Here is a 22,174-nt window from a genome sequence, read left to right on the forward strand (position 1 = left end):
TTATAAGTTTACTATGCATGCATACTACTAATTTTTCCTATATTTACAATTCTAAAAAAATAAACTATGGATTTTTCAGCAAAAATGTTAAGAGATAATGCTCTTGAAAATAAAGTAATTGTAGTAACCGGTGGCGGAAGCGGTTTGGGCAAAGCAATGACCAAATATTTTATGGAATTGGGTGCAAAAGTAGCTATCACTTCGCGTGATTTAGAAAAACTAAAAAATACCGCAAAGGAACTAGAATCCGAAACTGGCGGAACATGTCTTGCCGTACAATGCGATGTACGTCATTACGACCAAGTCGAAAATATGTTGCAAGAAGTGTTGAAAGCCTTCGGAAAAGTAGATGTTTTATTGAATAATGCTGCAGGAAATTTTATCTCACCTACCGAAAGATTATCAGCTAATGCTTTTGATACTGTAATTGATATAGTCTTAAAAGGTTCTAAAAACTGTACACTCGCTTTCGGGAAACATTGGATAGATACCAAACAAACCAGCGCAACAGTTTTGAATATTACAACTACTTATGCCTTCACAGGTTCGGCTTATGTGGTGCCAAGTGCTACTGCAAAAGCTGGTGTACTGGCCATGACCAGAAGTCTTGCTGTGGAATGGGCAAAATACGGAATCCGTACAAATGCTATTGCTCCTGGACCGTTTCCTACAAAAGGTGCTTGGGACAGATTATTGCCCGGAAACTTAGCCGATAAATTTGACATGGCCAAGAAAGTACCTCTGGGAAGAGTGGGTAATCATCAAGAGTTAGCCAATCTCGCTGCTTATTTAGTTTCGGATTTTTCGGGTTATATCAACGGAGAAGTTATTGTTATTGATGGTGGCGAATGGTTGAAAGGTGCGGGAGAATTTAATATGCTCGAAGCCATTCCGGAGGAACTTTGGGATCAACTAGAAATGATGATTAAAGCGAAGAAAAGTAGCTAGCGCTGAAAGATTACTACCTGCAAGTTAAAGGTTTATAAATTAAAGGAGAACTTATTGGGTTCTCTTTTTTTTAGCCCCGATAAAAGTGGAAATCCTTTTTTAAGGCTTCCAGTCCGCCACGGCGGACTGGAAGCCTTAAAAAAGATTGCAACGGATAGCGGGATAAAGCTCCTAAAAATTATAAAAACTACCTCCTACTCTACCCATAATCAAAGGGTAACAAATGTTAACAAAATAGATTTTCAGATACCATAAATAATCGTATTTTTACCGTTCAAAATTCATAAAAATAAATGGGCAAAATCATTGCGATTGCTAATCAAAAAGGTGGTGTTGGAAAGACTACAACTTCAGTAAATCTCGCTGCATCTCTTGGTGTTTTAGAAAAAAAAGTGTTACTTATAGATGCTGATCCACAGGCAAATGCCAGTTCTGGATTGGGTGTTGATGTAAATACGGTAGAAATTGGTACGTATCAAATTATTGAGCATAGCAATACTCCAATAGAAGCCATAGTTCCTTGTTCTGCTCCAAATGTGGATTTAATTCCTTCGCATATTGATCTTGTTGCCATTGAAATCGAACTGGTTGACAAACCCGATCGGGAATACATGCTCAAAAAAGCGCTAGAAAGTGTCAAAGACGATTATGATTATATTATTATAGATTGCGCACCATCACTGGGTTTATTGACATTAAATGCTTTGACAGCGGCAGATTCTGTGATTATTCCTATTCAATGTGAGTATTTTGCACTCGAAGGTTTGGGTAAATTATTGAATACGATAAAAAGTATTCAAAAAATTCACAATCCCGATTTAGACATCGAAGGTCTATTATTGACCATGTTTGACTCGAGATTACGTTTATCAAATCAAGTGGTTGAAGAGGTTCAAAAACATTTTAACGATATGGTTTTTGAAACTATTATTCAAAGAAATGTCAAATTAAGCGAAGCACCAAGTTTTGGCGAAAGCATCATAAACTATGACGCTACAAGTAAAGGTGCGAATAATTATTTACAATTGGCGCACGAAGTTATAAAGAAAAACAGCAAATAGGATTATGGCAAAAGCGGTAAAAAAGCAAGTCCTAGGAAGAGGATTATCGGCATTATTAAAAGATCCAGAGAACGACATAAAATCAGTAAGCGATAAAAATGCCGACAAAGTTGTAGGAAATATTATTGAGCTCGAAATAAATGCTATCGAAATAAATCCGTTTCAGCCTAGAAGCAATTTCAATGAAGATTCCTTGCGAGAATTAGCGTCTTCTATCAAAGAATTAGGTGTGATACAACCCATTACAGTTCGAAAATTAGAATTTAATAAGTACCAATTAATTTCAGGAGAACGTAGACTTCGCGCTGCAACACTTGTAGGATTGCAAACTATTCCTGCTTATATTAGGATTGCAAACGATAATGAATCCTTGATTATGGCACTTGTTGAAAATATTCAACGTCATGATTTAGATCCAATAGAAATTGCTCTTTCGTATCAACGATTGATTGACGAAATACAACTCACACAGGAGCAAATGAGCGAACGTGTTGGCAAAAAACGTTCTACAATTGCAAATTATTTACGTCTTTTAAAATTAGATCCTATTATTCAAACCGGAATTCGTGATGGATTTATCAGCATGGGTCACGGTCGAGCCATAATCAATATTGAAGACCAAGACATTCAAACTGCCATTTATCAAAAAATTGTGAGTCAGAATCTTTCGGTTCGTGATACCGAAGCATTGGTGAAAAATTATCAAGAAAGCCTGAAACCAAAAAGCACAAGTAAATCAAAATCTGCCTCGTTTGCCATAAACGAAACCGAAAAGAAAACTTTCGCAAACTATTTTGGCGCCAAAGTCGATGTAAAAGTAGCTGGAAACGGAAAAGGAAAAATCACCATCCCATTTCAATCCGAAGAAGATTTCAACCGAATTATAAAACTAATAAAAGGATAGTGCGCAAAATCGTTTTCATATTCATTCTTTTTATTACGTTAGGAAACACTACTGTTTTTTCTCAAACGAAAACCGAAACCGCTTTGGTTGTAAAAGACACTTTGAAATCAATTGATATTGATCCATTAACACCTGCAAAAGCGGCGTTTTATTCGGCAATCTTACCAGGTTTAGGACAAGCTTATAATAAGAAATACTGGAAAATCCCATTGGTTTATGGTGCGATTGGAACAAGTCTTTACTTTTATGCTGACAGCAACAAAAAGTACAATCAATATCGTGATGCCTACAAACGCAGATTAGAAGGTTATTCTGATGATAAATTTTCCTATTTAGATGACAGTAGATTAATTGCCGGACAAAAATTTTACCAACGCAACAGAGATTTATCAGTTTTAGTAGCCCTAGCTTTTTATGTATTGAATATTGTTGATGCTAATGTTGATGCGGCTTTGATACAGTTTAATGTAAACGAAAATTTATCAGTAAGACCCACCGTTTACCCAAATGATGTAACATTTAAGACTAATGTTGGACTAACTTTAAATTATAACTTTTAGAATAAATACAATGAAAATTGCACTTTTAGGATACGGAAAAATGGGGCAAACAATCGAAAGAATTGCGCTGGAAAGAGGTCATGAAATCGTTTTGAAAAAAGAGGAGTTCAACACTTACGAAGGACTTTCTGGAGCTGATGTTGCTATCGATTTTAGTATTCCAACAGTTGCAGTAGCCAATATTTCGAGTTGTTTCCATAACCATGTTCCTGTGATTTCAGGGACAACAGGTTGGTTAGAACATTATAACGAAATGGTTGCACTTTGCCTAGAGAAAAAAGGAGCTTTTATATCGAGTTCTAATTTTAGTTTAGGCGTAAATCTTTTCTTTGAACTCAATGAATATTTGGCAAAAATGATGTCAAAATTTGATTCCTATAAAGTGAATATGGAAGAAATTCATCACACTCAAAAATTAGATGCACCAAGTGGAACTGCAATTTCACTAGCAAAAAGTGTTATCGAAAACAGTGAATACACCAGCTGGACATTAGAAAATCCATCTGAAAAGGAAATTCATATAGAAGCAATCAGAACCGAGAATGTTCCCGGAACACACACTGTTACTTACAATTCTGCAGTAGATACAATTGAGATAAAACATACCGCACACAATCGTGATGGTTTTGCACTTGGAGCTGTAATTGCCGCCGAATGGATTGTTGGAAAACAAGGCGTTTTTACAATGAAAGATGTATTGAATTTAGAGTAAAGAAAATAGAATAAAGAGTATAGATTTGATGAGACATAATTATAAGAATTTGAAAATTTGGCAATTAGGTATTGAAATCGCAAATGATATTTCGGACGTATTGCTTGATTTTCCAAAACAGGAGAGATATGATTTAAGTTCTCAAATTAGTCGTTGTTCGGTTTCCATGCCAAGTAATATTGCTGAAGGTTCTTCTAGAACTGATAAATCTTTTAGTAATTTTATTGATTATTCTTTAGGTTCTTCTTTTGAATTAACAACACAATTGCTGGTAGCAAAACATAGAAAATATATAAACGAAATTACATTTGAAAAAATAGAAAATAAAATTGAGGAATTCCAAAGAATGACAATGTCATTTCAAAATGGATTGAGTTAAATCTATTTTCTTTATTCTATTTTCTTTAATCTTAAACTAAAAATTATGACACTATATCAATGGTTTGTTTTTTTCTTACTAGTACAAATAATTCATTTTCTTGGAACTTGGAAAATGTATCAAGTAGCGGGCAGAAAATCTTGGGAAGCTGCAATTCCTGTATACAACGCAATTGTATTAATGAAAATTATTGGTCGGCCAACGTGGTGGACGCTATTGCTTTTTATTCCAATTATCAACTTAATTATGTTTCCCGTAATTTGGATAGAAACCTTGAGAAGCTTTGGAAAACGAACTGCTTTAGATACTTTTTTAGGATTAATCACCTTTGGTTTATACATTTATTATGTAAATTACACTCCTGATTTAAAACATAGAACTGATAGAAGTTCAACTCCGTTAAGCAAAACCGCAGATACGGTTAGTTCGTTACTTTTTGCCATAATAGTTGCTACATTAGTTCATACTTACTTCATACAACCGTTTACAATTCCAACTTCATCGCTAGAGAAATCATTATTAGTAGGCGATTTTTTGTTTGTGAGCAAAATGAATTATGGTGCTAGAACTCCAATGACTACTGTGGGATTACCAATGGTTCACGACTCAATTCCATTGACAAAAAGAAGATCCTATGCTACTTGGCCCCAATTGCCTTATTTCAGATTACCCGCTTTTGAATCAATAAAACGCAATGATATTGTAGTTTTTAACTGGCCAGTGGATACTGTTTATCAATTTTTTGACAAATCAGGCAGACGATTTGATAAACCGATAGATAAAAAATCAAATTATGTAAAACGTTGCGTGGGTATTCCAGGAGATAGTTTACAAATAAAAGATGGAATCGTTTTTAATAACGGAGTAGAATTGATTTTACCCGAAAGAGCAAAGCCTCAATATTCTTACAAAGTAGCATTAGACGGAAAAACATCAATTGATTTTGAGTACCTTTTTAAAGACATGAATATTACAGATGGTGCAGGTTTTATAAGTGAAGCGAGAGATACTTTATTCATGAGTGCACTTACAGCTGCTGGTGCAGACCGATTGAAAAATGTTCCTGGAATCACCGCAGTAATTCGAGAAATTTCTAAAAATGTAGAATCAGGTATTTTTCCGCACATCAACAAATGGAATAAAGATAACTTTGGTCCAATTTATATTCCTCAAGCAGGGAAAACAGTATCCTTATCAACACAATCATTGCCTTTTTACAGAGCTATAATAACTGATTACGAAAAAAATGAATTGAAAATTATAGGAAACGAAATTAGAATTAACGGCAAAATTGCAACAACTTACACCTTCAAACAAAATTATTTTTGGATGATGGGAGACAACCGCCACAACTCCGAAGACAGCCGTTATTGGGGTTTTGTTCCAGAAAATCACATTGTAGGCAAGCCTGTATTTATATGGATGAGTTGGGATACAAATGGTAAAGGTTTTGGAAAAATTCGTTGGGAACGCATGTTTACTACTGTTGGTGGCGACGGTCAACCTCAATCGTATTTTAAATTATTCTTGCTCGCCTTAGTAGCTTATTTTGTTGGTGAATATTTTTGGAAAAAAAGAAAAGAGAAAAAAGTTTAAATGTTTAAATGTTTAAGGTTTAATGTTGTTTAACCGCAAAGGGATTAAACTTTTAAACCATTTTAAACAAAGTTAAACCATATTAAACCTTATTAAACAAATGAAAATGAACAACATTATCATCCATCCCACCTATTTTCCATCGATAAGTCATTGTGTTGCAATGGTTCAATCGGATAAAATTGTGTTCGAAATGGAGGATAATTTCCAGAAACAAACCAATCGCAACCGGACTTATATTTATAGTCCAAACGGGATTCAGTTGTTGAATATTCCTGTAAAACATTCGAATCAGCTGCATCAAAAAACTAGAGACGTTCAAATAGAAAATGATTTTGATTGGCAAAAACAACATCTAAAATCATTGGAAGCTGCTTATAGAAGTTCTCCTTTTTTTGAATATTTTGAAGATGATATTCGTCCAATTTTTGAAAAAAAACATACTTATTTGATGGATTTAAATTTTGAGAATTTCGAAATTATTTCTAAATGTTTGCGATTTAAGTTTGAATATACTACAACAACCGAGTATTTTCGTGAAGTAGATAAAGATGTTTTTTTAGATTTCAGATTTTTGGCAAACGGAAAAAAAGATGCTTCTCAATTTGAATCTTACCCTCAAGTATTCAACGATAAACATGGTTTCTTGAATAATTTAAGTGTACTAGATTTAATTTTTAACGAAGGCAAATTTGCTTTGGATTATTTAAAAAATCAGAAACTTACACCATTCAATTTTTAAAAAAAACCGAATAAAATTGTGTGTATTTGTCATTCTGACGCAGGAAGAATCTCAACAAATGAAAGCAACAAGATAAGATTCTTCCTGCGTCAGACCCGAGAGCAAAGCTCGAACCGGCGAAGCAATGACAAATAACCGGTTAGCTTTTGTTAGTAAATTTAATACTAAAATGGCATAAACGTTTTATTCTAATGACAATTTTGCCATAATTGGATAATGATCTGAGTTTTCAAAATCCGAGAAACTTTCGAATTTTTTGATTGACATTTTAGGATCAGCAAAAATATAATCAATCCTTGCAGGATAATATCTAAACTTATACGTTGCGCCAAAACCAACTCCAGCTTCTTCAAAACTGTCGTTTAAATTTCCTTTGACATTTCTATATACATACGAAAACGCACTGTTGTTCATGTCACCACAAAGAATAATTGGATAATAACAGTCTTTTTTATGCTCTTTGATTATCTCTGCTTGTTGTTGCTGTTGTTTAAAAGCTTTACTTATTCTAATGAAAAGCAATTGCGATTTATTTTGATTAATCACATCAATGTTTTCGTTAATTTCATTAACATCTGGCGAGATTTTTATAGATTGCAAATGCATATTGTAAACCCTAATAATGTCCTTTCCTTTTTTGATATCAGCAAAAATTACATTGTTGCTTGAGTTTGGGAACGTAATATTTCCTTGATTTATAATAGGAAATTTAGAAAATATTGCTTGTCCCGTTTTAATTTGATTTCCATCCATAAAAATATATTTATGCGGATATATTTTTAAATCGATGTGAGCTGAATTTGAATACTCCTGAATACACAATAAATCAGGGTTATTGTTATTGATAAATTCTAAAATGTTTTCAGGAACATTATCTCTTTCAATCCATTCAAAAACATTAAATAAGCGCACATTATAACTCATTACCGTAAAATCTTTCTCATCATCTAAAAAATCATTAACTGAAAATTTATAAAATTTATTGATGAAAGTGATTCCCATTAAAAGGACTAAAACAGGTAATATCAAGCGCTTTTTAAATTGAATCGCCCAGTAGATTAAGAAAAAAAAGTTTAAAATAAAAAAAACAGGCATAAATAAAGTAAGTACTGACAAGAGTGGGAAAAATTCTGGAGCAAGAAAAGGCAAAAGATATGCAATCAATGTCAATACAGTGAGTACGATATTCAAAATAAACATTCCTTTATTAAACCAAGAGAGGTTTTTCATTTTTATTAGTTTCAAGTTTCAAGTTTCAAGTTGCTCAACTTTAAACCTGTAACAAAATTATTTTCCTGCTTTAAACAAAAATTCTTTTTCTTCTTTTGTCAAACAATCGTAACCCGATTTACTTATTTTATCTAAAATTTCATCTATTTGTTGCTGAGTTTTGTCCTTATTTATAGTTTTAGAAGTGTTTTTTATAGGTGCACTTTTGTAATTTTTGTGCACTTTTTTAAATGGTGTAGCTTTAGATTTCGAAAACAAATTAACAAAAAAATCGATTACGCTAGTAACAATTTTACTTAAATCGGTTCCGTTTTCTAATAATTTAATAAATATAAAACCAAAAAAAGCTCCAGCTAAATGAGCAATATGTCCACCGGTATTGTCTATACGAATTTGCATTAAGTCAATAAGAAGAATTACAGCAGTTATATGCCACAATTTTACATTTCCAATAAGAAGTAATCGCACATTCATTAAAGGTCTATAGGTTGTAGTTGCTACTAATATTGCCATTATAGCTGCCGATGCACCAACTAATGATGCGATTAAATCCATAAAAAAATATCCCGTAACAAATGCAATTCCCGCAAAAATTGCACTTAAGACATACAAACCTAGCAACTGTTTTTGATTAAAAAAAGTAAGGAAAAAAGTACTCGAAAAATTTAAAACTATCATATTAAAAAAGACATGTCCAAACCCATCATGAAAAAAAGAATACGTCAGCAAAGTCCAAGGTTTTGTCATAAAAACAGTTGGTTCAGAGGCTAAAGCGATCCAATTTGGAAAATTAAAAGACCCTAAACTGAATTGATAAAAAAATACTAACGAGACTAGAAAACAAGCAACATTCCAGTAGATTAGCCTTTGAGCCATTCCACCTAATTTATACTGTGATTTCAAGTCGTCAATAATACTTGCCATTTTATATTTTTGATTTTAGTCCCGACGCTACGGGACTGAATACTGAACACTAATTTTTAATTCCAACGGTTCTTATTAAACTGGCTTTTCTTCCAAAACCACATCATTAAAAAACCCGTTATTGCTCCGCCAACGTGAGCAAAATGAGCAATTCCTGAGCTGACTCCTAAAAAAGAATTTCCAAATATCCCAAAAAATCCATCATATAAAATCAACCAAATCGGAACAAAATATTTGGCTTTTATAGGAACAGGAATAAACATCAAAGCCAGTTCCGCATTGGGAAACATAAAAGCAAAAGCAACCAATAATCCATACACAGCTCCAGACGCTCCAACAGCAGTTCCAAAATATGCACTTGTGAAATTATCAAAATCGGATACTGACATTAATTCCTTCCAACTTGTGCCTATTTTCCCTTGGTCTAATAATTGCACAATATCAAATTTAACAAATCCATTTGCTGTAAGTATGTTAACACCTTCCTGAAAAAAATAATAATTTACTCCAGAATGCAATAAAAATGCACCAAGTCCACATGAAATATAGAAAAACAAGAATTTTTTTCCTCCCCAAAAATGTTCCAATGTTGAACCAAAAGAATACAATGCAAACATATTAAAAGCAATATGCATAAAACTTCCATGCATAAACATATGTGATAAAGGTTGCCAAGAGTAAAAATTACTGTTTTCAAAAAAATAAAGAGCAAGAAATCTATAAGCTGGGTTAGTAGAATTGAAATCTCCTAATGCCATAGTTCCAATAAAAAAAAGAATATTAATAATCAATAGTTGTTTTACAACTGGTGTCATGTTCATCATAATGCAAATTTTTTGTCTATATCTTCTACACGCATCGTGATGAAAGTAGGTTTTTGAAAAGGAGAAACACTAGGATCTTTGCAAGCAAAAAGTCCGTTTACTATGTTTTCCTGCTCTTTCTCTGTTAAATAAGTGCCCGTTTTTATTGCCAAACTTTTTGCCATAGATTTCGCAATCGTATCATTTTGACTGAAACTACTTTCTGGAATTCCGTCTTGCAAATCGCTCAAAAGTTGTTCCAAAACCACGGAAGCCTCACTTTCTGTCACATTGACGGGCAATCCTGATATGACAACACTGTCCTCATTGGTTTCCTCAAAAACAAAACCTGTATTGGATAAGGAAGGTTTCAATTCGGTTATCAACTGCATTTCTCCATTAGTAAAATACAAATGCAACGGAAATATCAATTGCTGACTCGACGCTAAATTAACTGTAATATTGGTCAAAAATTGTTCGTACAAAATGCGTTGGTGTGCGCGTTGCTGATCCACAATTATCATTCCTGACTTTATAGGATTTACAATGTATTTTTTATGGATTTGATGCGTTTTATGAATGGCTTGTTCAATTTCATCGTTGTTGAATAATGAAGAAGTAACTTCCATATTCTCGAAAGAAATTGTTTCAACATCGTCATTATCGGGTTTTAGTCCAACATATAAACTTTCCCAGTGCGCAGTTGCTTCTGGTTTATTATAATTTGAAAAATGCCTGTTGGGTTTACCTTCCTCAGAAAACGGATTAAAACTTCCGTCAACTTGTATTGTGGGAGTTGCGCCAACTAAATTTTTATAATGATACGGTGTGTCCAAATTTGAATCGCGCTCAAAATCTAATATTGGAGCTACATTGAACTGTCCCAAACTGTGCTTAATTGAGGATCTCAAAATAGCATACAACGTACTCTCATCGTCAAACTTAATTTCTGTTTTTGTAGGATGAATATTAATATCAATTGTATTTGGTGGTACATTTAAATATAAAAAATAACTGGGTTGCGCACCCTCTTTAAGCAAACCATCATAAGCAGCCATGACGGCGTGATGCAAATAACCATTTTTAATAAAACGATCATTGACAAAGAAAAACTGTTCACCCCGATTTTTTTTAGCAAATTCAGGCTTACATACAAATCCTTGAATGTTTAAGATTTCTGTTTCCTCAGAAACAGGAACTAATTTTTCATTGGTTTTACCTGAAAAAATATTGACTATCCGTTGTTTGAACGTTGAAGGTTGCAAATTAAACATTTCGCTTCCATTGTGATAAAACGTAAAATGAATTTTTGGGTGTGCCAATGCTACTCGTTGAAACTCATCAATAATATGGCGGTATTCGACCGTATCACTCTTTAAAAAATTACGTCTTGCTGGAATATTAAAAAATAAATTTTTGACTGAAAATGAAGTCCCTTTTGGTATGACTGCTACGTCTTGAGAAACAAACTTACTGCCTTCGATTACAATATGCGTTCCTAATTCTTCTTGATCTTGCCTGGTTTTCATTTCTACGTGAGCAATTGCAGCTATGGAAGCAAGAGCTTCTCCACGAAAACCTTTGGTATGCAAAGAAAATAAATCTTCGGCTTGACGAATTTTTGAAGTAGCATGACGTTCAAAACACAAACGAGCATCGGTAACGCTCATTCCTGATCCATTGTCTATGACTTGAACTAATGATTTTCCGGCATCTTTTATAATTAATTTTATATCAGTTGCTCCAGCATCAACTGCATTTTCGAGTAATTCCTTCACTACAGATGCTGGTCGCTGAACGACTTCTCCAGCAGCAATTTGATTGGCAACGTGATCAGGAAGTAATTGAATGATACTTGGCATTTTTATAGTGTTCAGTGTTCAGTCCCGAAGCTTCGGGATTAGTGTTCAGTTAAAAAGTGATGTGAGCAAATTTAATGAATTTATAATCGTATTTATAACTAAATTAATCATAAAAAACAAAAAACCTATACCATTAATAGAATAGTATAGGCTTTAGATTTATATAATTTGTTTTATTCTTCTAACATTTTCAAACCTTCGATTTGAATTTGTCCGGATGATAATAATTGTTGGTTTTTCATTTGGTGACTAAACGAAGCTTGCTGTCTTAAATAAGCCATTTTAATAGCTGCAACAGCGGCTTCTGTCCCTTTATTTCCATGTATTCCACCACTTCTATCTATGGATTGTTGCATGGTATTATCGGTTAAAACACAAAAAATAACAGGAATATCGGTTTGTACATTCAAATCTTTTATGCCTTGTGAAACGGCTTCGCATACAAAATCAAAATGCTTGGTTTGCCCTTGAATTACACAACCTATTGCGATCACTGCATCAACATTTTGAGTTTGCAACATTTTTTTTGCTCCATAAATAAGTTCAAAACTTCCTGGTACATTCCACCTAATGATATGTTCCGTTGGGACTTCATTTTCAATTAGTCCAGTTATTGCACCATTAAATAATCCTTCGGTGATCGTATCGTTCCATTCTGAAACAACAATCCCAAACCGAAAATTTTTCGCGTTTGGGATTGAATTTTTATCGTATTCAGATAAGTTTTTATTTATAGTTGCCATCTTATTGAGGTTAGAAGTTGGAAGCTGGAAGCTGTAAGTTGGAAGAATTTACATTACCTCTAACCTTTAACTTCTGACTTCTAACTTTTTTATTGAGCTAATCCTATCAATACATCTATAGAAGCTGCTTCTGGCGAAGCATCGAAATTGTCTTTTATATCTGTAAAATATTTCAAAGCGTCTTCTTTTTGTCCTAGTTCTAAAGCAGTTTTTCCCGCTTTCAACAAGAAACGAGGTGTTGTAAAATCATTTTTATTGGCTTCGAAAGCTTTTATATAATTTTCTAATGCTTCTTTTGGTTGGTTATTTTGAGAATAAGCATCGCCTATTGCTCCTTTTGCCATTGCACTCAAAACAATATCATTTGAACTAAACTTGTTTAAATAAGTAATAGCTTCAGTATATTTTCCTGTATTTAAATAGGCAATACCAGCATAATAATTAGCTAAATTACCTGCATCTGTACCTGAATATTTATCTGCAATATCAACAAAACCAAATTTTCCTTCGGCACCTTTTAATGATAATTTATACAATGAGTCGCTAGCAACTCCATCAGTAGCTTGTTGAAAATACTGTTGGGCTTGAAACATTTCAGAAGCAGCTTCTTCTTGTTTAGGTGCAGCAACAAATTTTTGATATACTAAATAGCCTACAATTAAAAGTGCAATTGCACTAATTGCTCCTATGATAAATTTTTGATTTTTGGCAACAAAATCTTCCGTTTTTGATGCTGTTGCGTCTAATGCCGAAAAAACACCCGCAGTGGTACTGTCTTTTTCAAGAACAGCGATGTCCTCTGTAACTTCTTTTTCTTTTGTTGGTTTATATCCTCTCTTATTATAAGTAGCCATTTAATTTTAATTTAGTGAGTGGCAAAAATATAATATTTATTCAAATCTAAAACCTCTTTTATCGATATTTTTCAATAATTTGCACCCACTTTAAAAAACCAAATCAAAAACAGCAAAGTTCTCAACACTGGCATGCCTTACAAATGTATTTAAAAAAAATTTCACTATTCAATTACAAGAATTTTTCGGGGGTAAATTTCGATTTTGACAACAAAATTAATTGTTTTGTAGGCAAAAACGGTATTGGTAAGACTAATGTACTTGATGCAATCTATCATTTGTCCTACGGAAAAAGCTATTTTAACCCGTTAGCGGTTCAAAATATCAAGCATGGCGAAGAGTTTTTTGTCATTGATGGCGAGTTTGAAATCAATCAAAGAAACGAACAAATTATTTGTAGTCTTAAAAAAGGGCAGAAAAAAATATTGAAACGCAACGGGAAAATTTATGATAAGTTTTCGGAACATGTGGGATTTATTCCGTTAGTAATTATTTCACCTGCTGACAGAGATTTAATTGTTGAAGGCAGCGAAACTCGAAGAAAATTCATGGATAGTGTCATCTCTCAATTGGATGCTCATTATCTAAAACAACTCATACAATATCAAAAAGTAATGAGCCAACGCAATGCTTTGCTGAAATATTTTGCAGTGAATTATGTTTTTGAAACCGACACACTTTCTATATATAACGAACAACTCGATGTTTTTGCGAAATATATTTTCGAAAAACGTGCAGCATTTATAGCACAGTTTATTCCTATTTTCAACGCCCATCATCAAGCCATTACCGGTCTAGAAGAAACCGTGCAATTAGTTTATGAAAGCCATTTATTCGAAAAGGATTTACTTTCACTTTTAGAAGAAAATACCAACAAAGATAGAGCGCTGCATTACACCAGTGTAGGAATTCATAAGGATGATTTATCCTTTGAAATTGACAATTTCCCCATAAAGAAATTTGGCTCACAAGGCCAACAAAAATCATTTTTAATTGCTTTAAAACTAGCACAATTTGAATTTTTAAAAAGGAAAAGTGGCATGAAACCCATTTTATTATTTGATGACATTTTTGATAAATTAGACGAAAACCGTGTGGCCAAAATTATTGAAATGGTAAATAGTGACACCTTTGGACAGTTATTTATATCAGATACACATCCTGAACGCACTGAAAATATTGTGAAAACAACACATCAGAGTTATAAAATTTTTAATTTATAATCATTCAGAAAATTGTAATTTTACTCCTTTAAAAACCTAGCAATGAATCATAAAATCCTATCAATACTTTTCGTTGGTTTTTTATTTTTTGGGTGTAAAGTGCAGAAAACCAATGTCAATTTTGCAAATTCTACTAACAATAACATTCCAAAAGTAGCTCTTTTTAATACAACTGTTGACTATTCAATAAATCACAATTGGGCGGTTTCACCTGGAAACTATCCTGATAATTTAAAAGAGTTTGCTACCCAAAAACCACTTGATTCTATTGATGTTTTTTATGTATATCCTACATTAATAACCTCAAAGAGTGATACAAGATGGAATGTCTCAATCGAAGATAGTTTACAACGAAAAAAAGTTCTCAATACAGCTGTGCATTTTCAAGCATCGGCATGGGCAAACACCGGAAATTTATATGTTCCGTATTACAGGCAAGCACACATCCGATCCTATGCAGATTTTGAAAATGGTGGCGAAAATGCATTATTAAATGCTTATTCAGACGTTAAAGCTTCATTTGAATATTACTTAAAACATTACAATCAGGGCAAAGGAATTGTACTGGTTGGACACAGTCAGGGAAGCACACATCTTTCGAAAATATTGAACGATTTTTTTGATGGAAAACCATTACAAAAACAATTGGTTGCAGCCTATATTCCAGGAATAGGATTTAATAAAAATCAATTTGGCACTATTAAATTTATGGACAAACCAGACCAAATAGGAGGTTTTGTTACTTGGAACACTTTCAAAAAAAAGTTTGACAAAAAAAATTATAAATGGTACAAAGGAAAAGCTGTTATAAATCCAATAACTTGGGATACAACAAAAACTTCCAAAAGAGCACTTCATAAAGGGTTCCTTTTTTCTAATGGAAAAATGTACAAAAATAGTTTTGATACTCATCTTGACAATGGTGTAATTTGGATTTCGACTCCACATTTTCCCTTCAGGTATTTGACTTTTGCGATGCGCAATTATCATGCGGGTGACATCAATTTATTTTGGGAAAACATACGAATTAATTCGCTTCTTCGAGCAAAAACCTATCTCGAGTCAAAAAAAACGATTAATTAACAGCTATTTTAGAACTTTTAAAAAGAAAATATTTATTTTAACGCTTTGAAATTTAAACAAATGAAGATGAAACAAATTGCAATGGCGTTAATAATTTTTTTGGTTTTATCCTGCAATGGGCAAACATCAAAAAACATAAAAACTATTGACCCAACGGCTTTCGCCAAAAAAATAAATGAAACTCCAAAAGCTCAAATTCTAGATGTGAGAACTCCCGAAGAATTTGAATCAGAACATATTGACAATGCCATAAATGTAAACTGGAACGGAACTGATTTTGATGCAAAAGCAAACACTTATGATAAATCAAAACCTGTTTTTGTGTATTGCAAAATAGGCGGAAGAAGTGCAAAAGCAGCAGCAAAATTAGAAGAATTAGGCTTTACAACAATATATGAACTACAAGGCGGAATCATGAAATGGAACGCCGCAGGATTATCCAAACCAAGTAATAATCTAATTGGAATGAGTGTTTCAGAATACAACGAATTATTAAAAACTGATAAAAAAATACTTATCAATTTTTATGCGCAATGGTGTGCACCTTGCAAAATAATGGGACCATATCTCTTAAAAATGCAAAAAGATTTAGCAAATGAAGTAGTCATTATCCGATTGGATGCAGACAAAAACAAAACATTGATTAACGAATTGAAAATTAGTGAAATGCCCGCCATTTTATTATACGAAAACAAAGAAATAAAATGGAAACATTTTGGTTTTATTAGTGAAAAAGATTTAAAAAAACAATTACAATAACACGCAAATGCTTTCAAAAGACACGCTACAATTTCTAGAAGATTTAAAAAACAACAACAATCGAGATTGGTTTTTAGACAATAAAAAACGGTATGAAGCCTTCAAAAAAGACTATCACAAACTCATTACAGATTTTCTTGACGCAATGAAACCACTGGATTCATCGCTAGAAATGTTAGAAGTCAAAAATTGTACTTTTAGAATTAATCGTGACATTCGGTTTTCAAAAGATAAATCACCTTACAAAGCCCACATGGGAATATGGCTTTCTAGCGGTACAAAAGGGCAAAATCGATCGGGTTATTACATTCATATCGAAAAAGGAACCAGCTTTATTGCAGGAGGATTTTATTCGCCCGAAGCCGATGATTTGAAAAAAGTGCGCAAAGAAATTGCGTTTTTCTACGAAGATTTAGAAGAAATCCTTACTGATAAAAATTTCAAAAAAGAGTTCAAAAATTTAGACATCACCGAAAATAACGCCTTAAAAAATCCGCCAAGAGGTTACGAAAAAGAACATCCTGGAATTGAATTTTTGAAATTAAAAAGCTTTACTGCTACTCAAAAATTTGATATTTTAGCAGTTACGCAACAAGATTTTGTTTCCATAATGAGTCAAAAACTAATTGCCCTGAAACCGCTGAACGATTTTATCAATCGCGCTTTAACTTCTGAAGAATAACCGAAAAATGACCAAAAGAAAAATACTTTTTCTAGGAGAAACCTATCGTGCCGATGCCATCACTTGGATGAATGGATTGCGGGAGTTTGGCGATTTCGAAATTATTACTTGGGAATTAAAAACACCAAATCATAACTATTGGTCTCGGTTATTAAGAATTTTAGAATTTAGCACCGCACTTTTTCAAATAAAAAAAATAATCAAACTACACCAACCTGATATGGTTATCGCCGAGCGAACCACAAGTTATGGTTTTTTGGCAGCATTATCTGGCGTGAGACCAATTGCCATTGCACAACAAGGCAGAACCGATTTATGGCCCGAAAAATCAATTTTGTTACCCTTAAAAAAAATAATTCAGAATTATGCCTTCAAAAAAGCCACTTTAATTCACGCTTGGGGTTCAGTGATGACCATTTCTATGAAAGCGGTTGGCGTGGATATGCGCAAGGTTTTGGTTTTACCAAAAGGCATCGATTTGACAAAATTTGAAAATAAAAATACCGTTGATAATTCAAGAATTAATGCCATTGTGACTCGGTCTTTGATGCCTGATTACCGTCACGAAATTATCCTGAAAGCTTTTGGAATTTTAAACCAGAGAGGAATTGATTTCTCACTTACCATTGTTGGAGATGGAACACGGTTAGCCTTTTTGAAAGAATTATCAAAAGAATTAAACATTGAAAATCAAGTCAATTTCAAGGGAAGAATTTCAAATACACAATTACCAAAACTATTACAACAATCAAATTTTTACATCAGCATGCCCATAACCGAAGGCGTTTCGGCATCCTTATTCGAAGCTATGGCTTCTAATTGTTATCCTGTTGTAACCCATATTTCAGGAAATAAAAGTTGGATAAAACACCGTGAAAACGGACAATTAATTGCCGTTGATGATTACAAAATGCTTGCCGAAGAACTCATTTGGGCATTTGAAAATAGCAAATATCGAAATAACGCAGTCCTTGAAAATAGAAAATTTATCGAAAAGAACGCCGATTACAAAACCAATATGAAAATTATCGCAGCAAAATACCATGAATTAATTAACACATCTAAAACAAACTAGCCATGTGTGGAATTAATGGAATCTTACATTTACAATCCCAAAAAAAGGTAGACGAACGTTTGCTCACAAAAATGCGCGATGCACTGGAACATCGCGGTCCAGATGACAAGGGTTTATTTATCGAAAACAATATTGGTTTTGGTCACAGAAGGTTATCTATACTCGATGTTTCCTCCGCTGGGCATCAACCGTTTTTATCCGAAGATGGAAGATATGTACTGGTTTATAATGGCGAAATATACAATTTTAAGGATTTTTATCCCGAGCTAAAAAGCAATGGATATGTTATAAAAACCACATCCGACACCGAAGTTTTGATGCAATTATACCAATTGCATGGTCTAAAAATGCTCAATAAACTCAACGGAATGTTTGCTTTTGCTATTTGGGATAAAACCGAAAAAAAACTTACCGTTGTTCGAGACAGAATGGGTGTTAAACCATTGTATTACTCGTTTTATAACGAAAGTTTTTATTTTGCCTCCGAGCAAAAAGCACTTTTTACGGCTGGAGTTCCATTAAAAATGGCACAAGACGGATTGGAAGAATACATTTTCAATCGGTTTGTAGCTGGCGAAAACACCTTGTACGAAAACATAAAAAAAGTATTGCCTGGTCACAGCATGACTATTGCTGAAAGTGGAAAAATAACTACTGAGAAATGGTGGGATTTAAAATCCGAAATTCAAAATCAAGAAAAAATCAACAATCCAGTCGAATGGTTTCGAGAAACTTTTGACGATTCTGTAAGACTCCGAATGGTGAGCGATGTTCCTGTAGGCGTTTTGTTAAGTGGCGGACTGGATTCTTCCTCCATTTTGGCCTCATTGTATCATCAAAATTACAAAGGGATTCAGACTTTTAATATGGGTTTCAAAGAAAAAGAGCATAATGAATCCCATCTTGCCAAAATGATGGCAGAAAAATTCAATTATGGTTTTCACACCATGCAATTAGAGGGTAATTTGCTTTTTGAAAAACTGGTAAATTCAACTTATTTTCAAGATGAACCCATTATACATTTGAGCGAACCACATATTTTGGGGCTTTCGCAACTGGCAAAACCCGAAGTAAAAGTGTTGCTTTCTGGCGAAGGCGCAGATGAATTAATGGGCGGTTATGTGCGCTACAAAGCCTTGCAATATCCGTCATTGCTACATTCTATAGGAGCAATTGGTCACATGGATTTGTTTACAAACAAACCCCGATACGAAAAATTAGCCCGTTATGCACAAATTCAAGAAAAATCAGATTTGGTGATATACAATGGTTCCAATATTTATCCAAATGATATTGCAGCAACTTATGTAATCAATACGCCTCCAAAAAACGCCTACCGAAAACAAATTTATGAAGAAGCAAAATCATTATATCCCGATAATTTAAGACGGCAAGCGCTTTATTTTGACCAACATACTTATTTATGTTCGCTTCTGGATAGAAACGATCGATGCACAATGGGCGCATCAATAGAATGTCGGGAACCATTTCTGGATCCAAGATTAATTGTAGGATTGGGTTCGCTGGAGGACAAATGGCTTTTTACAGGTAAAAAGTGGAAATTTATTCTAAAATCTGCCATGCAAGAACGACTACCACAAGAAATTCTGGACTTTAAAAAAGTAGGATTAAGTGTTCCGTGGGGAGATTATATTGTAAAAAGTCCCGTTTTTAAAGACGAATTAGCCGCTTTTGCAAAAAGTGATTTGTTTCAAATGTCTTATTTTGAAAATATTGACGCACCAAAACTCATTCAGAATTTACAAAAAGGAGATTCAAAAATGATTCCGTACATCATGCCTTTATTTATGATGCATATTTGGTTAAAAAATTATGCAAATAAATTTTGATGACTATCTGTATGAATAATTTTCGCCACAGATTTCACGGATTTTCACAGATTAAAAAATAATGAATTTAATTTATTGAAAAAATCTGTGGAAATCCGTGAAATCTGTGGCAAAAAAATAAAGTTAGTTTGCATTACAATCATTCATATAAATTTTAATACTTACTTTTGGATTTAAGATTAAAACGCATCTTTAATTTATGAAAATACAAACTGATTTTTCTCTAAAAAACTACAACACCTTTGGCATTGAAGCCAGCGCCAAACAATTTGTAGCCGTTCACTCGGTAGCGGAATTAAAAACTATATTAGAGGAAAATAAATCAAACAAAAAATTTATTTTGGGTGGCGGAAGCAACATGCTTTTGACTCAAGACATCCATGCACTAGTGATTCATATTGATCTAAAAGGTCGAAAAATTATCAAACAAGACAATGATTACGTTTGGGTCGAAAGTCAAGCTGGCGAAAACTGGCACGAATTTGTGCTTTGGACAATCAACCAAAATTTTGGCGGACTAGAAAACATGTCGCTTATTCCCGGAAATGTAGGTACAACTCCAGTTCAAAATATTGGTGCTTATGGCACTGAAATCAAAGACACTTTCGTTTCCTGTCAAGCCATAAAAATTGAAAACCAGGAATTGAAAACGTTCACTGAAGATGAATGTAATTTTGGTTACAGAGAAAGTGTTTTTAAAAACGAAGTCAAAGACCAATACATTATTACTTCGGTGGTTTTCAAATTGACCAAACGCAACCATAAAATCAACACTTCCTATGGAGATATTACAACTGAATTGGGGAAAAATAATATCGTTACACCTACACTAAAAGACGTGAGTAATGCCGTAATTGCGATTCGTCAGAGCAAATTACCAGATCCAAAAGAACTGGGAAATAGCGGAAGTTTCTTCAAAAACCCCATACTTTTAAAAACCGATTTCGAGAAAATTCACCTACAATTTCCTGAAATGAAATTCTATGATGTTTCAGAAACTGAGGTAAAAGTTCCAGCAGGTTGGCTCATAGAGCAAGCTGGATTCAAGGGAAAACGTTTTGGCGATGCTGGAATTCATAAAAACCAAGCTTTGGTTTTAGTCAATTATGGTACTGCAACCGGGCAAGAAATTTTGAGTGTTTCAAAGGATATTCAAGCAACTATTTATAAAATTTTTGGCATTCATATCGAAGCCGAAGTAAATGTGATTTAGGTGCTATTTTATAAAATGCCGTTGACTTTAGTGAAATGCATTTAAATTTAGAAAAATCGCTATGATTTTGTCATTAGTTCGCCAGTTCGAGTTTTGCTCTCGGGTCTGACGTAGGAAGACTCGAGCAAAGCGAACTGGCGAAGCAATCTCAACAAACGTGAGCAACAAGTGGCGATTCTTCCTGCGTCAGAATGACAAATAAACTGTTAACTTAGTACCCTTTGGTTAAAGCCAAAGACAATTCAACTCAATAAATTAAATTTCTACTCAAAACTCAAAAAATGTACATTCCTGATAGCAACAAAAACGAAAATAAAGAGGAAATAGAAAAGTTCCTACACGCAAATAGCTTTGGTATTTTAGTAAATCAAACCCATGGAAAATTGTGGGCAACACATATTCCACTAGAGTTAGACACAAACGAAAACGGAAAACAAGTACTTTACGGACATATTGCCAAAGAAAATCCACAATGGCAAAGTTTTAATAATAACGACCAAATATTAGCCATTTTTAATGGCCCACATTCCTATATTTCTTCCTCTTGGTACGATCATGAAAATGTGCCAACATGGAACTATATTGCGGTTCATATTTACGGAAAAATAAAAATTATCGAAGGAGCAATCGTAGTAGAACATTTGAAAAAACTAGTCGATAAATACGAGCAAAACTCTGCAAACCCAGTTCGCGTAGAAGATTTTTCTAGAAAAACCATGATGCAAACTCGTGGAATTGTTGCCTTTGAAATTGAAATCGAAGAAATTCAAGCCACACGCAAATTATCACAAAATCGAGATGATAAAAATTACCAGAATATCATTTTGGAGCTAGAAAAAACAAATGATAATCAGTCGATTGCAGTTGCAAACGAAATGAAAAAATGTCCAAGATAAATTATTTTAAAATTCGGAATTTATACTAAAATTCCTTTTTCTATTCCTACCTTTGCACTCGGTTAAAAAAAATAT

22 protein-coding genes are annotated in these 22,174 nt (G+C 33.4%); 16 read left to right on the top strand and 6 right to left on the bottom strand.

Going from position 1 to position 22,174, the window contains the following annotated elements:
* Window positions 1–66: 66 nt before the first annotated feature.
* From RMO53_RS05920 to RMO53_RS05955, 8 genes are all read left to right on the top strand, one after another.
* Window positions 67–948 carry an SDR family oxidoreductase gene (locus RMO53_RS05920; protein WP_310378925.1) on the top strand — a complete coding sequence of 294 codons (882 nt, stop codon included), beginning with the start codon at window positions 67–69 and terminating at the stop codon, window positions 946–948.
* A gap of 293 nt (window positions 949–1,241) precedes the next feature.
* Entirely contained in the window at window positions 1,242–2,009 is a 768-nt protein-coding gene (locus RMO53_RS05925; protein WP_310378926.1) for an AAA family ATPase, read from the top strand.
* A gap of 4 nt (window positions 2,010–2,013) precedes the next feature.
* Window positions 2,014–2,913 carry a ParB/RepB/Spo0J family partition protein gene (locus RMO53_RS05930; RefSeq protein WP_310378928.1) on the top strand — a complete coding sequence of 300 codons (900 nt, stop codon included), beginning with the start codon at window positions 2,014–2,016 and terminating at the stop codon, window positions 2,911–2,913.
* A complete protein-coding gene (locus tag RMO53_RS05935; RefSeq protein WP_310378929.1) occupies window positions 2,913–3,473 on the top strand; it encodes a DUF5683 domain-containing protein in 561 nt (186 codons plus the stop codon). The genes RMO53_RS05930 and RMO53_RS05935 overlap by 1 nt, the downstream gene beginning before the upstream one ends.
* A gap of 10 nt (window positions 3,474–3,483) precedes the next feature.
* Complete coding sequence (dapB, locus tag RMO53_RS05940; protein ID WP_310378930.1) at window positions 3,484–4,185, top strand: 4-hydroxy-tetrahydrodipicolinate reductase; 702 nt, start codon at window positions 3,484–3,486, stop codon at window positions 4,183–4,185.
* 28 nt (window positions 4,186–4,213) lie between these two features.
* Entirely contained in the window at window positions 4,214–4,564 is a 351-nt protein-coding gene (locus tag RMO53_RS05945; protein ID WP_310378932.1) for a four helix bundle protein, read from the top strand.
* Window positions 4,565–4,609: 45 nt separating this feature from the next.
* Window positions 4,610–6,160, top strand: coding sequence for a signal peptidase I (gene lepB / locus RMO53_RS05950; protein ID WP_310378933.1), 1,551 nt, complete (start codon window positions 4,610–4,612; stop codon window positions 6,158–6,160).
* Between the two features lie 106 nt (window positions 6,161–6,266).
* A complete protein-coding gene (locus RMO53_RS05955; protein WP_310378935.1) occupies window positions 6,267–6,902 on the top strand; it encodes a WbqC family protein in 636 nt (211 codons plus the stop codon).
* Window positions 6,903–7,085: 183 nt separating this feature from the next.
* On the opposite strand, the gene RMO53_RS05960 is transcribed toward RMO53_RS05955, so the two are convergent.
* The 6 genes from RMO53_RS05960 to RMO53_RS05985 all read right to left on the bottom strand — a co-directional run bounded on the left by RMO53_RS05960 (window position 7,086) and on the right by RMO53_RS05985 (window position 13,318).
* Window positions 7,086–8,132: an endonuclease/exonuclease/phosphatase family protein gene (locus tag RMO53_RS05960; RefSeq protein ID WP_310378937.1), complete on the bottom strand. Its 1,047-nt coding sequence runs from the start codon at window positions 8,130–8,132 to the stop codon at window positions 7,086–7,088.
* A 57-nt stretch (window positions 8,133–8,189) separates the two neighbouring features.
* Window positions 8,190–9,056 carry a rhomboid family intramembrane serine protease gene (locus tag RMO53_RS05965; protein ID WP_310378939.1) on the bottom strand — a complete coding sequence of 289 codons (867 nt, stop codon included), beginning with the start codon at window positions 9,054–9,056 and terminating at the stop codon, window positions 8,190–8,192.
* Between the two features lie 56 nt (window positions 9,057–9,112).
* Window positions 9,113–9,880, bottom strand: coding sequence for a rhomboid family intramembrane serine protease (locus RMO53_RS05970; protein WP_310378941.1), 768 nt, complete (start codon window positions 9,878–9,880; stop codon window positions 9,113–9,115).
* On the bottom strand, window positions 9,877–11,721 hold the full coding sequence (gene mutL, locus RMO53_RS05975; RefSeq protein WP_310378943.1) for a DNA mismatch repair endonuclease MutL: 1,845 nt from the start codon (window positions 11,719–11,721) through the stop codon (window positions 9,877–9,879). Before mutL ends, RMO53_RS05970 begins: the two co-directional genes overlap by 4 nt.
* A gap of 173 nt (window positions 11,722–11,894) precedes the next feature.
* Window positions 11,895–12,464 (bottom strand): 6,7-dimethyl-8-ribityllumazine synthase, encoded by a 570-nt coding sequence (gene ribH / locus RMO53_RS05980; protein ID WP_310378945.1) that lies wholly within the window; start codon window positions 12,462–12,464, stop codon window positions 11,895–11,897.
* A gap of 89 nt (window positions 12,465–12,553) precedes the next feature.
* Window positions 12,554–13,318, bottom strand: a complete 765-nt coding sequence (locus RMO53_RS05985; RefSeq protein ID WP_310378947.1) for a tetratricopeptide repeat protein — start codon at window positions 13,316–13,318, stop codon at window positions 12,554–12,556.
* A gap of 143 nt (window positions 13,319–13,461) precedes the next feature.
* Between RMO53_RS05985 and recF the strand changes: the two genes are divergently transcribed.
* From recF to RMO53_RS06025, 8 genes are all read left to right on the top strand, one after another.
* Complete coding sequence (recF, locus tag RMO53_RS05990) at window positions 13,462–14,541, top strand: DNA replication/repair protein RecF (RefSeq protein WP_310378948.1); 1,080 nt, start codon at window positions 13,462–13,464, stop codon at window positions 14,539–14,541.
* A gap of 42 nt (window positions 14,542–14,583) precedes the next feature.
* Window positions 14,584–15,624 (top strand): DUF3089 domain-containing protein, encoded by a 1,041-nt coding sequence (locus RMO53_RS05995; RefSeq protein ID WP_310378950.1) that lies wholly within the window; start codon window positions 14,584–14,586, stop codon window positions 15,622–15,624.
* Window positions 15,625–15,690: 66 nt separating this feature from the next.
* A complete protein-coding gene (locus tag RMO53_RS06000) occupies window positions 15,691–16,383 on the top strand; it encodes a rhodanese-like domain-containing protein (protein ID WP_310378952.1) in 693 nt (230 codons plus the stop codon).
* A gap of 7 nt (window positions 16,384–16,390) precedes the next feature.
* The gene (locus tag RMO53_RS06005; RefSeq protein ID WP_310378953.1) at window positions 16,391–17,065 is read left to right on the top strand and encodes a DUF2461 domain-containing protein; all 675 of its coding nucleotides are present in this window, start codon (window positions 16,391–16,393) and stop codon (window positions 17,063–17,065) included.
* Between the two features lie 7 nt (window positions 17,066–17,072).
* The gene (locus RMO53_RS06010; protein ID WP_310378955.1) at window positions 17,073–18,140 is read left to right on the top strand and encodes a glycosyltransferase; all 1,068 of its coding nucleotides are present in this window, start codon (window positions 17,073–17,075) and stop codon (window positions 18,138–18,140) included.
* 2 nt (window positions 18,141–18,142) lie between these two features.
* Window positions 18,143–19,990: an asparagine synthase (glutamine-hydrolyzing) gene (gene asnB / locus RMO53_RS06015; RefSeq protein WP_310378957.1), complete on the top strand. Its 1,848-nt coding sequence runs from the start codon at window positions 18,143–18,145 to the stop codon at window positions 19,988–19,990.
* A 199-nt stretch (window positions 19,991–20,189) separates the two neighbouring features.
* Window positions 20,190–21,203 carry a UDP-N-acetylmuramate dehydrogenase gene (gene murB, locus RMO53_RS06020; protein ID WP_310378959.1) on the top strand — a complete coding sequence of 338 codons (1,014 nt, stop codon included), beginning with the start codon at window positions 20,190–20,192 and terminating at the stop codon, window positions 21,201–21,203.
* Between the two features lie 281 nt (window positions 21,204–21,484).
* Window positions 21,485–22,099, top strand: coding sequence for an FMN-binding negative transcriptional regulator (locus RMO53_RS06025; RefSeq protein ID WP_310378962.1), 615 nt, complete (start codon window positions 21,485–21,487; stop codon window positions 22,097–22,099).
* Window positions 22,100–22,174 lie beyond the last annotated feature (75 nt).

It is taken from the genome of Flavobacterium sp. (assembly GCF_031409475.1).
In the GTDB taxonomy this organism is placed as follows: Bacteria; Bacteroidota; Bacteroidia; order Flavobacteriales; family Flavobacteriaceae; genus Flavobacterium.

What these genes read in the sequence shown, in the direction of transcription:
- RMO53_RS05920 (WP_310378925.1), top strand. Translation starts at nt 67, where the DNA reads ATGGATTTTTCAGCAAAAATGTTAAGAGATAATGCTCTTGAAAATAAA.
- RMO53_RS05925 (WP_310378926.1), top strand. Translation starts at nt 1,242, where the DNA reads ATGGGCAAAATCATTGCGATTGCTAATCAAAAAGGTGGTGTTGGAAAG.
- RMO53_RS05930 (WP_310378928.1), top strand. Translation starts at nt 2,014, where the DNA reads ATGGCAAAAGCGGTAAAAAAGCAAGTCCTAGGAAGAGGATTATCGGCA.
- dapB (WP_310378930.1), top strand. Translation starts at nt 3,484, where the DNA reads ATGAAAATTGCACTTTTAGGATACGGAAAAATGGGGCAAACAATCGAA.
- RMO53_RS05945 (WP_310378932.1), top strand. Translation starts at nt 4,214, where the DNA reads ATGAGACATAATTATAAGAATTTGAAAATTTGGCAATTAGGTATTGAA.
- lepB (WP_310378933.1), top strand. Translation starts at nt 4,610, where the DNA reads ATGACACTATATCAATGGTTTGTTTTTTTCTTACTAGTACAAATAATT.
- RMO53_RS05955 (WP_310378935.1), top strand. Translation starts at nt 6,267, where the DNA reads ATGAACAACATTATCATCCATCCCACCTATTTTCCATCGATAAGTCAT.
- RMO53_RS05960 (WP_310378937.1), bottom strand. Translation starts at nt 8,132, where the DNA reads ATGAAAAACCTCTCTTGGTTTAATAAAGGAATGTTTATTTTGAATATC.
- RMO53_RS05965 (WP_310378939.1), bottom strand. Translation starts at nt 9,056, where the DNA reads ATGGCAAGTATTATTGACGACTTGAAATCACAGTATAAATTAGGTGGA.
- RMO53_RS05970 (WP_310378941.1), bottom strand. Translation starts at nt 9,880, where the DNA reads ATGATGAACATGACACCAGTTGTAAAACAACTATTGATTATTAATATT.
- mutL (WP_310378943.1), bottom strand. Translation starts at nt 11,721, where the DNA reads ATGCCAAGTATCATTCAATTACTTCCTGATCACGTTGCCAATCAAATT.
- ribH (WP_310378945.1), bottom strand. Translation starts at nt 12,464, where the DNA reads ATGGCAACTATAAATAAAAACTTATCTGAATACGATAAAAATTCAATC.
- RMO53_RS05985 (WP_310378947.1), bottom strand. Translation starts at nt 13,318, where the DNA reads ATGGCTACTTATAATAAGAGAGGATATAAACCAACAAAAGAAAAAGAA.
- recF (WP_310378948.1), top strand. Translation starts at nt 13,462, where the DNA reads ATGTATTTAAAAAAAATTTCACTATTCAATTACAAGAATTTTTCGGGG.
- RMO53_RS05995 (WP_310378950.1), top strand. Translation starts at nt 14,584, where the DNA reads ATGAATCATAAAATCCTATCAATACTTTTCGTTGGTTTTTTATTTTTT.
- RMO53_RS06000 (WP_310378952.1), top strand. Translation starts at nt 15,691, where the DNA reads ATGAAACAAATTGCAATGGCGTTAATAATTTTTTTGGTTTTATCCTGC.
- RMO53_RS06005 (WP_310378953.1), top strand. Translation starts at nt 16,391, where the DNA reads ATGCTTTCAAAAGACACGCTACAATTTCTAGAAGATTTAAAAAACAAC.
- RMO53_RS06010 (WP_310378955.1), top strand. Translation starts at nt 17,073, where the DNA reads ATGACCAAAAGAAAAATACTTTTTCTAGGAGAAACCTATCGTGCCGAT.
- asnB (WP_310378957.1), top strand. Translation starts at nt 18,143, where the DNA reads ATGTGTGGAATTAATGGAATCTTACATTTACAATCCCAAAAAAAGGTA.
- murB (WP_310378959.1), top strand. Translation starts at nt 20,190, where the DNA reads ATGAAAATACAAACTGATTTTTCTCTAAAAAACTACAACACCTTTGGC.
- RMO53_RS06025 (WP_310378962.1), top strand. Translation starts at nt 21,485, where the DNA reads ATGTACATTCCTGATAGCAACAAAAACGAAAATAAAGAGGAAATAGAA.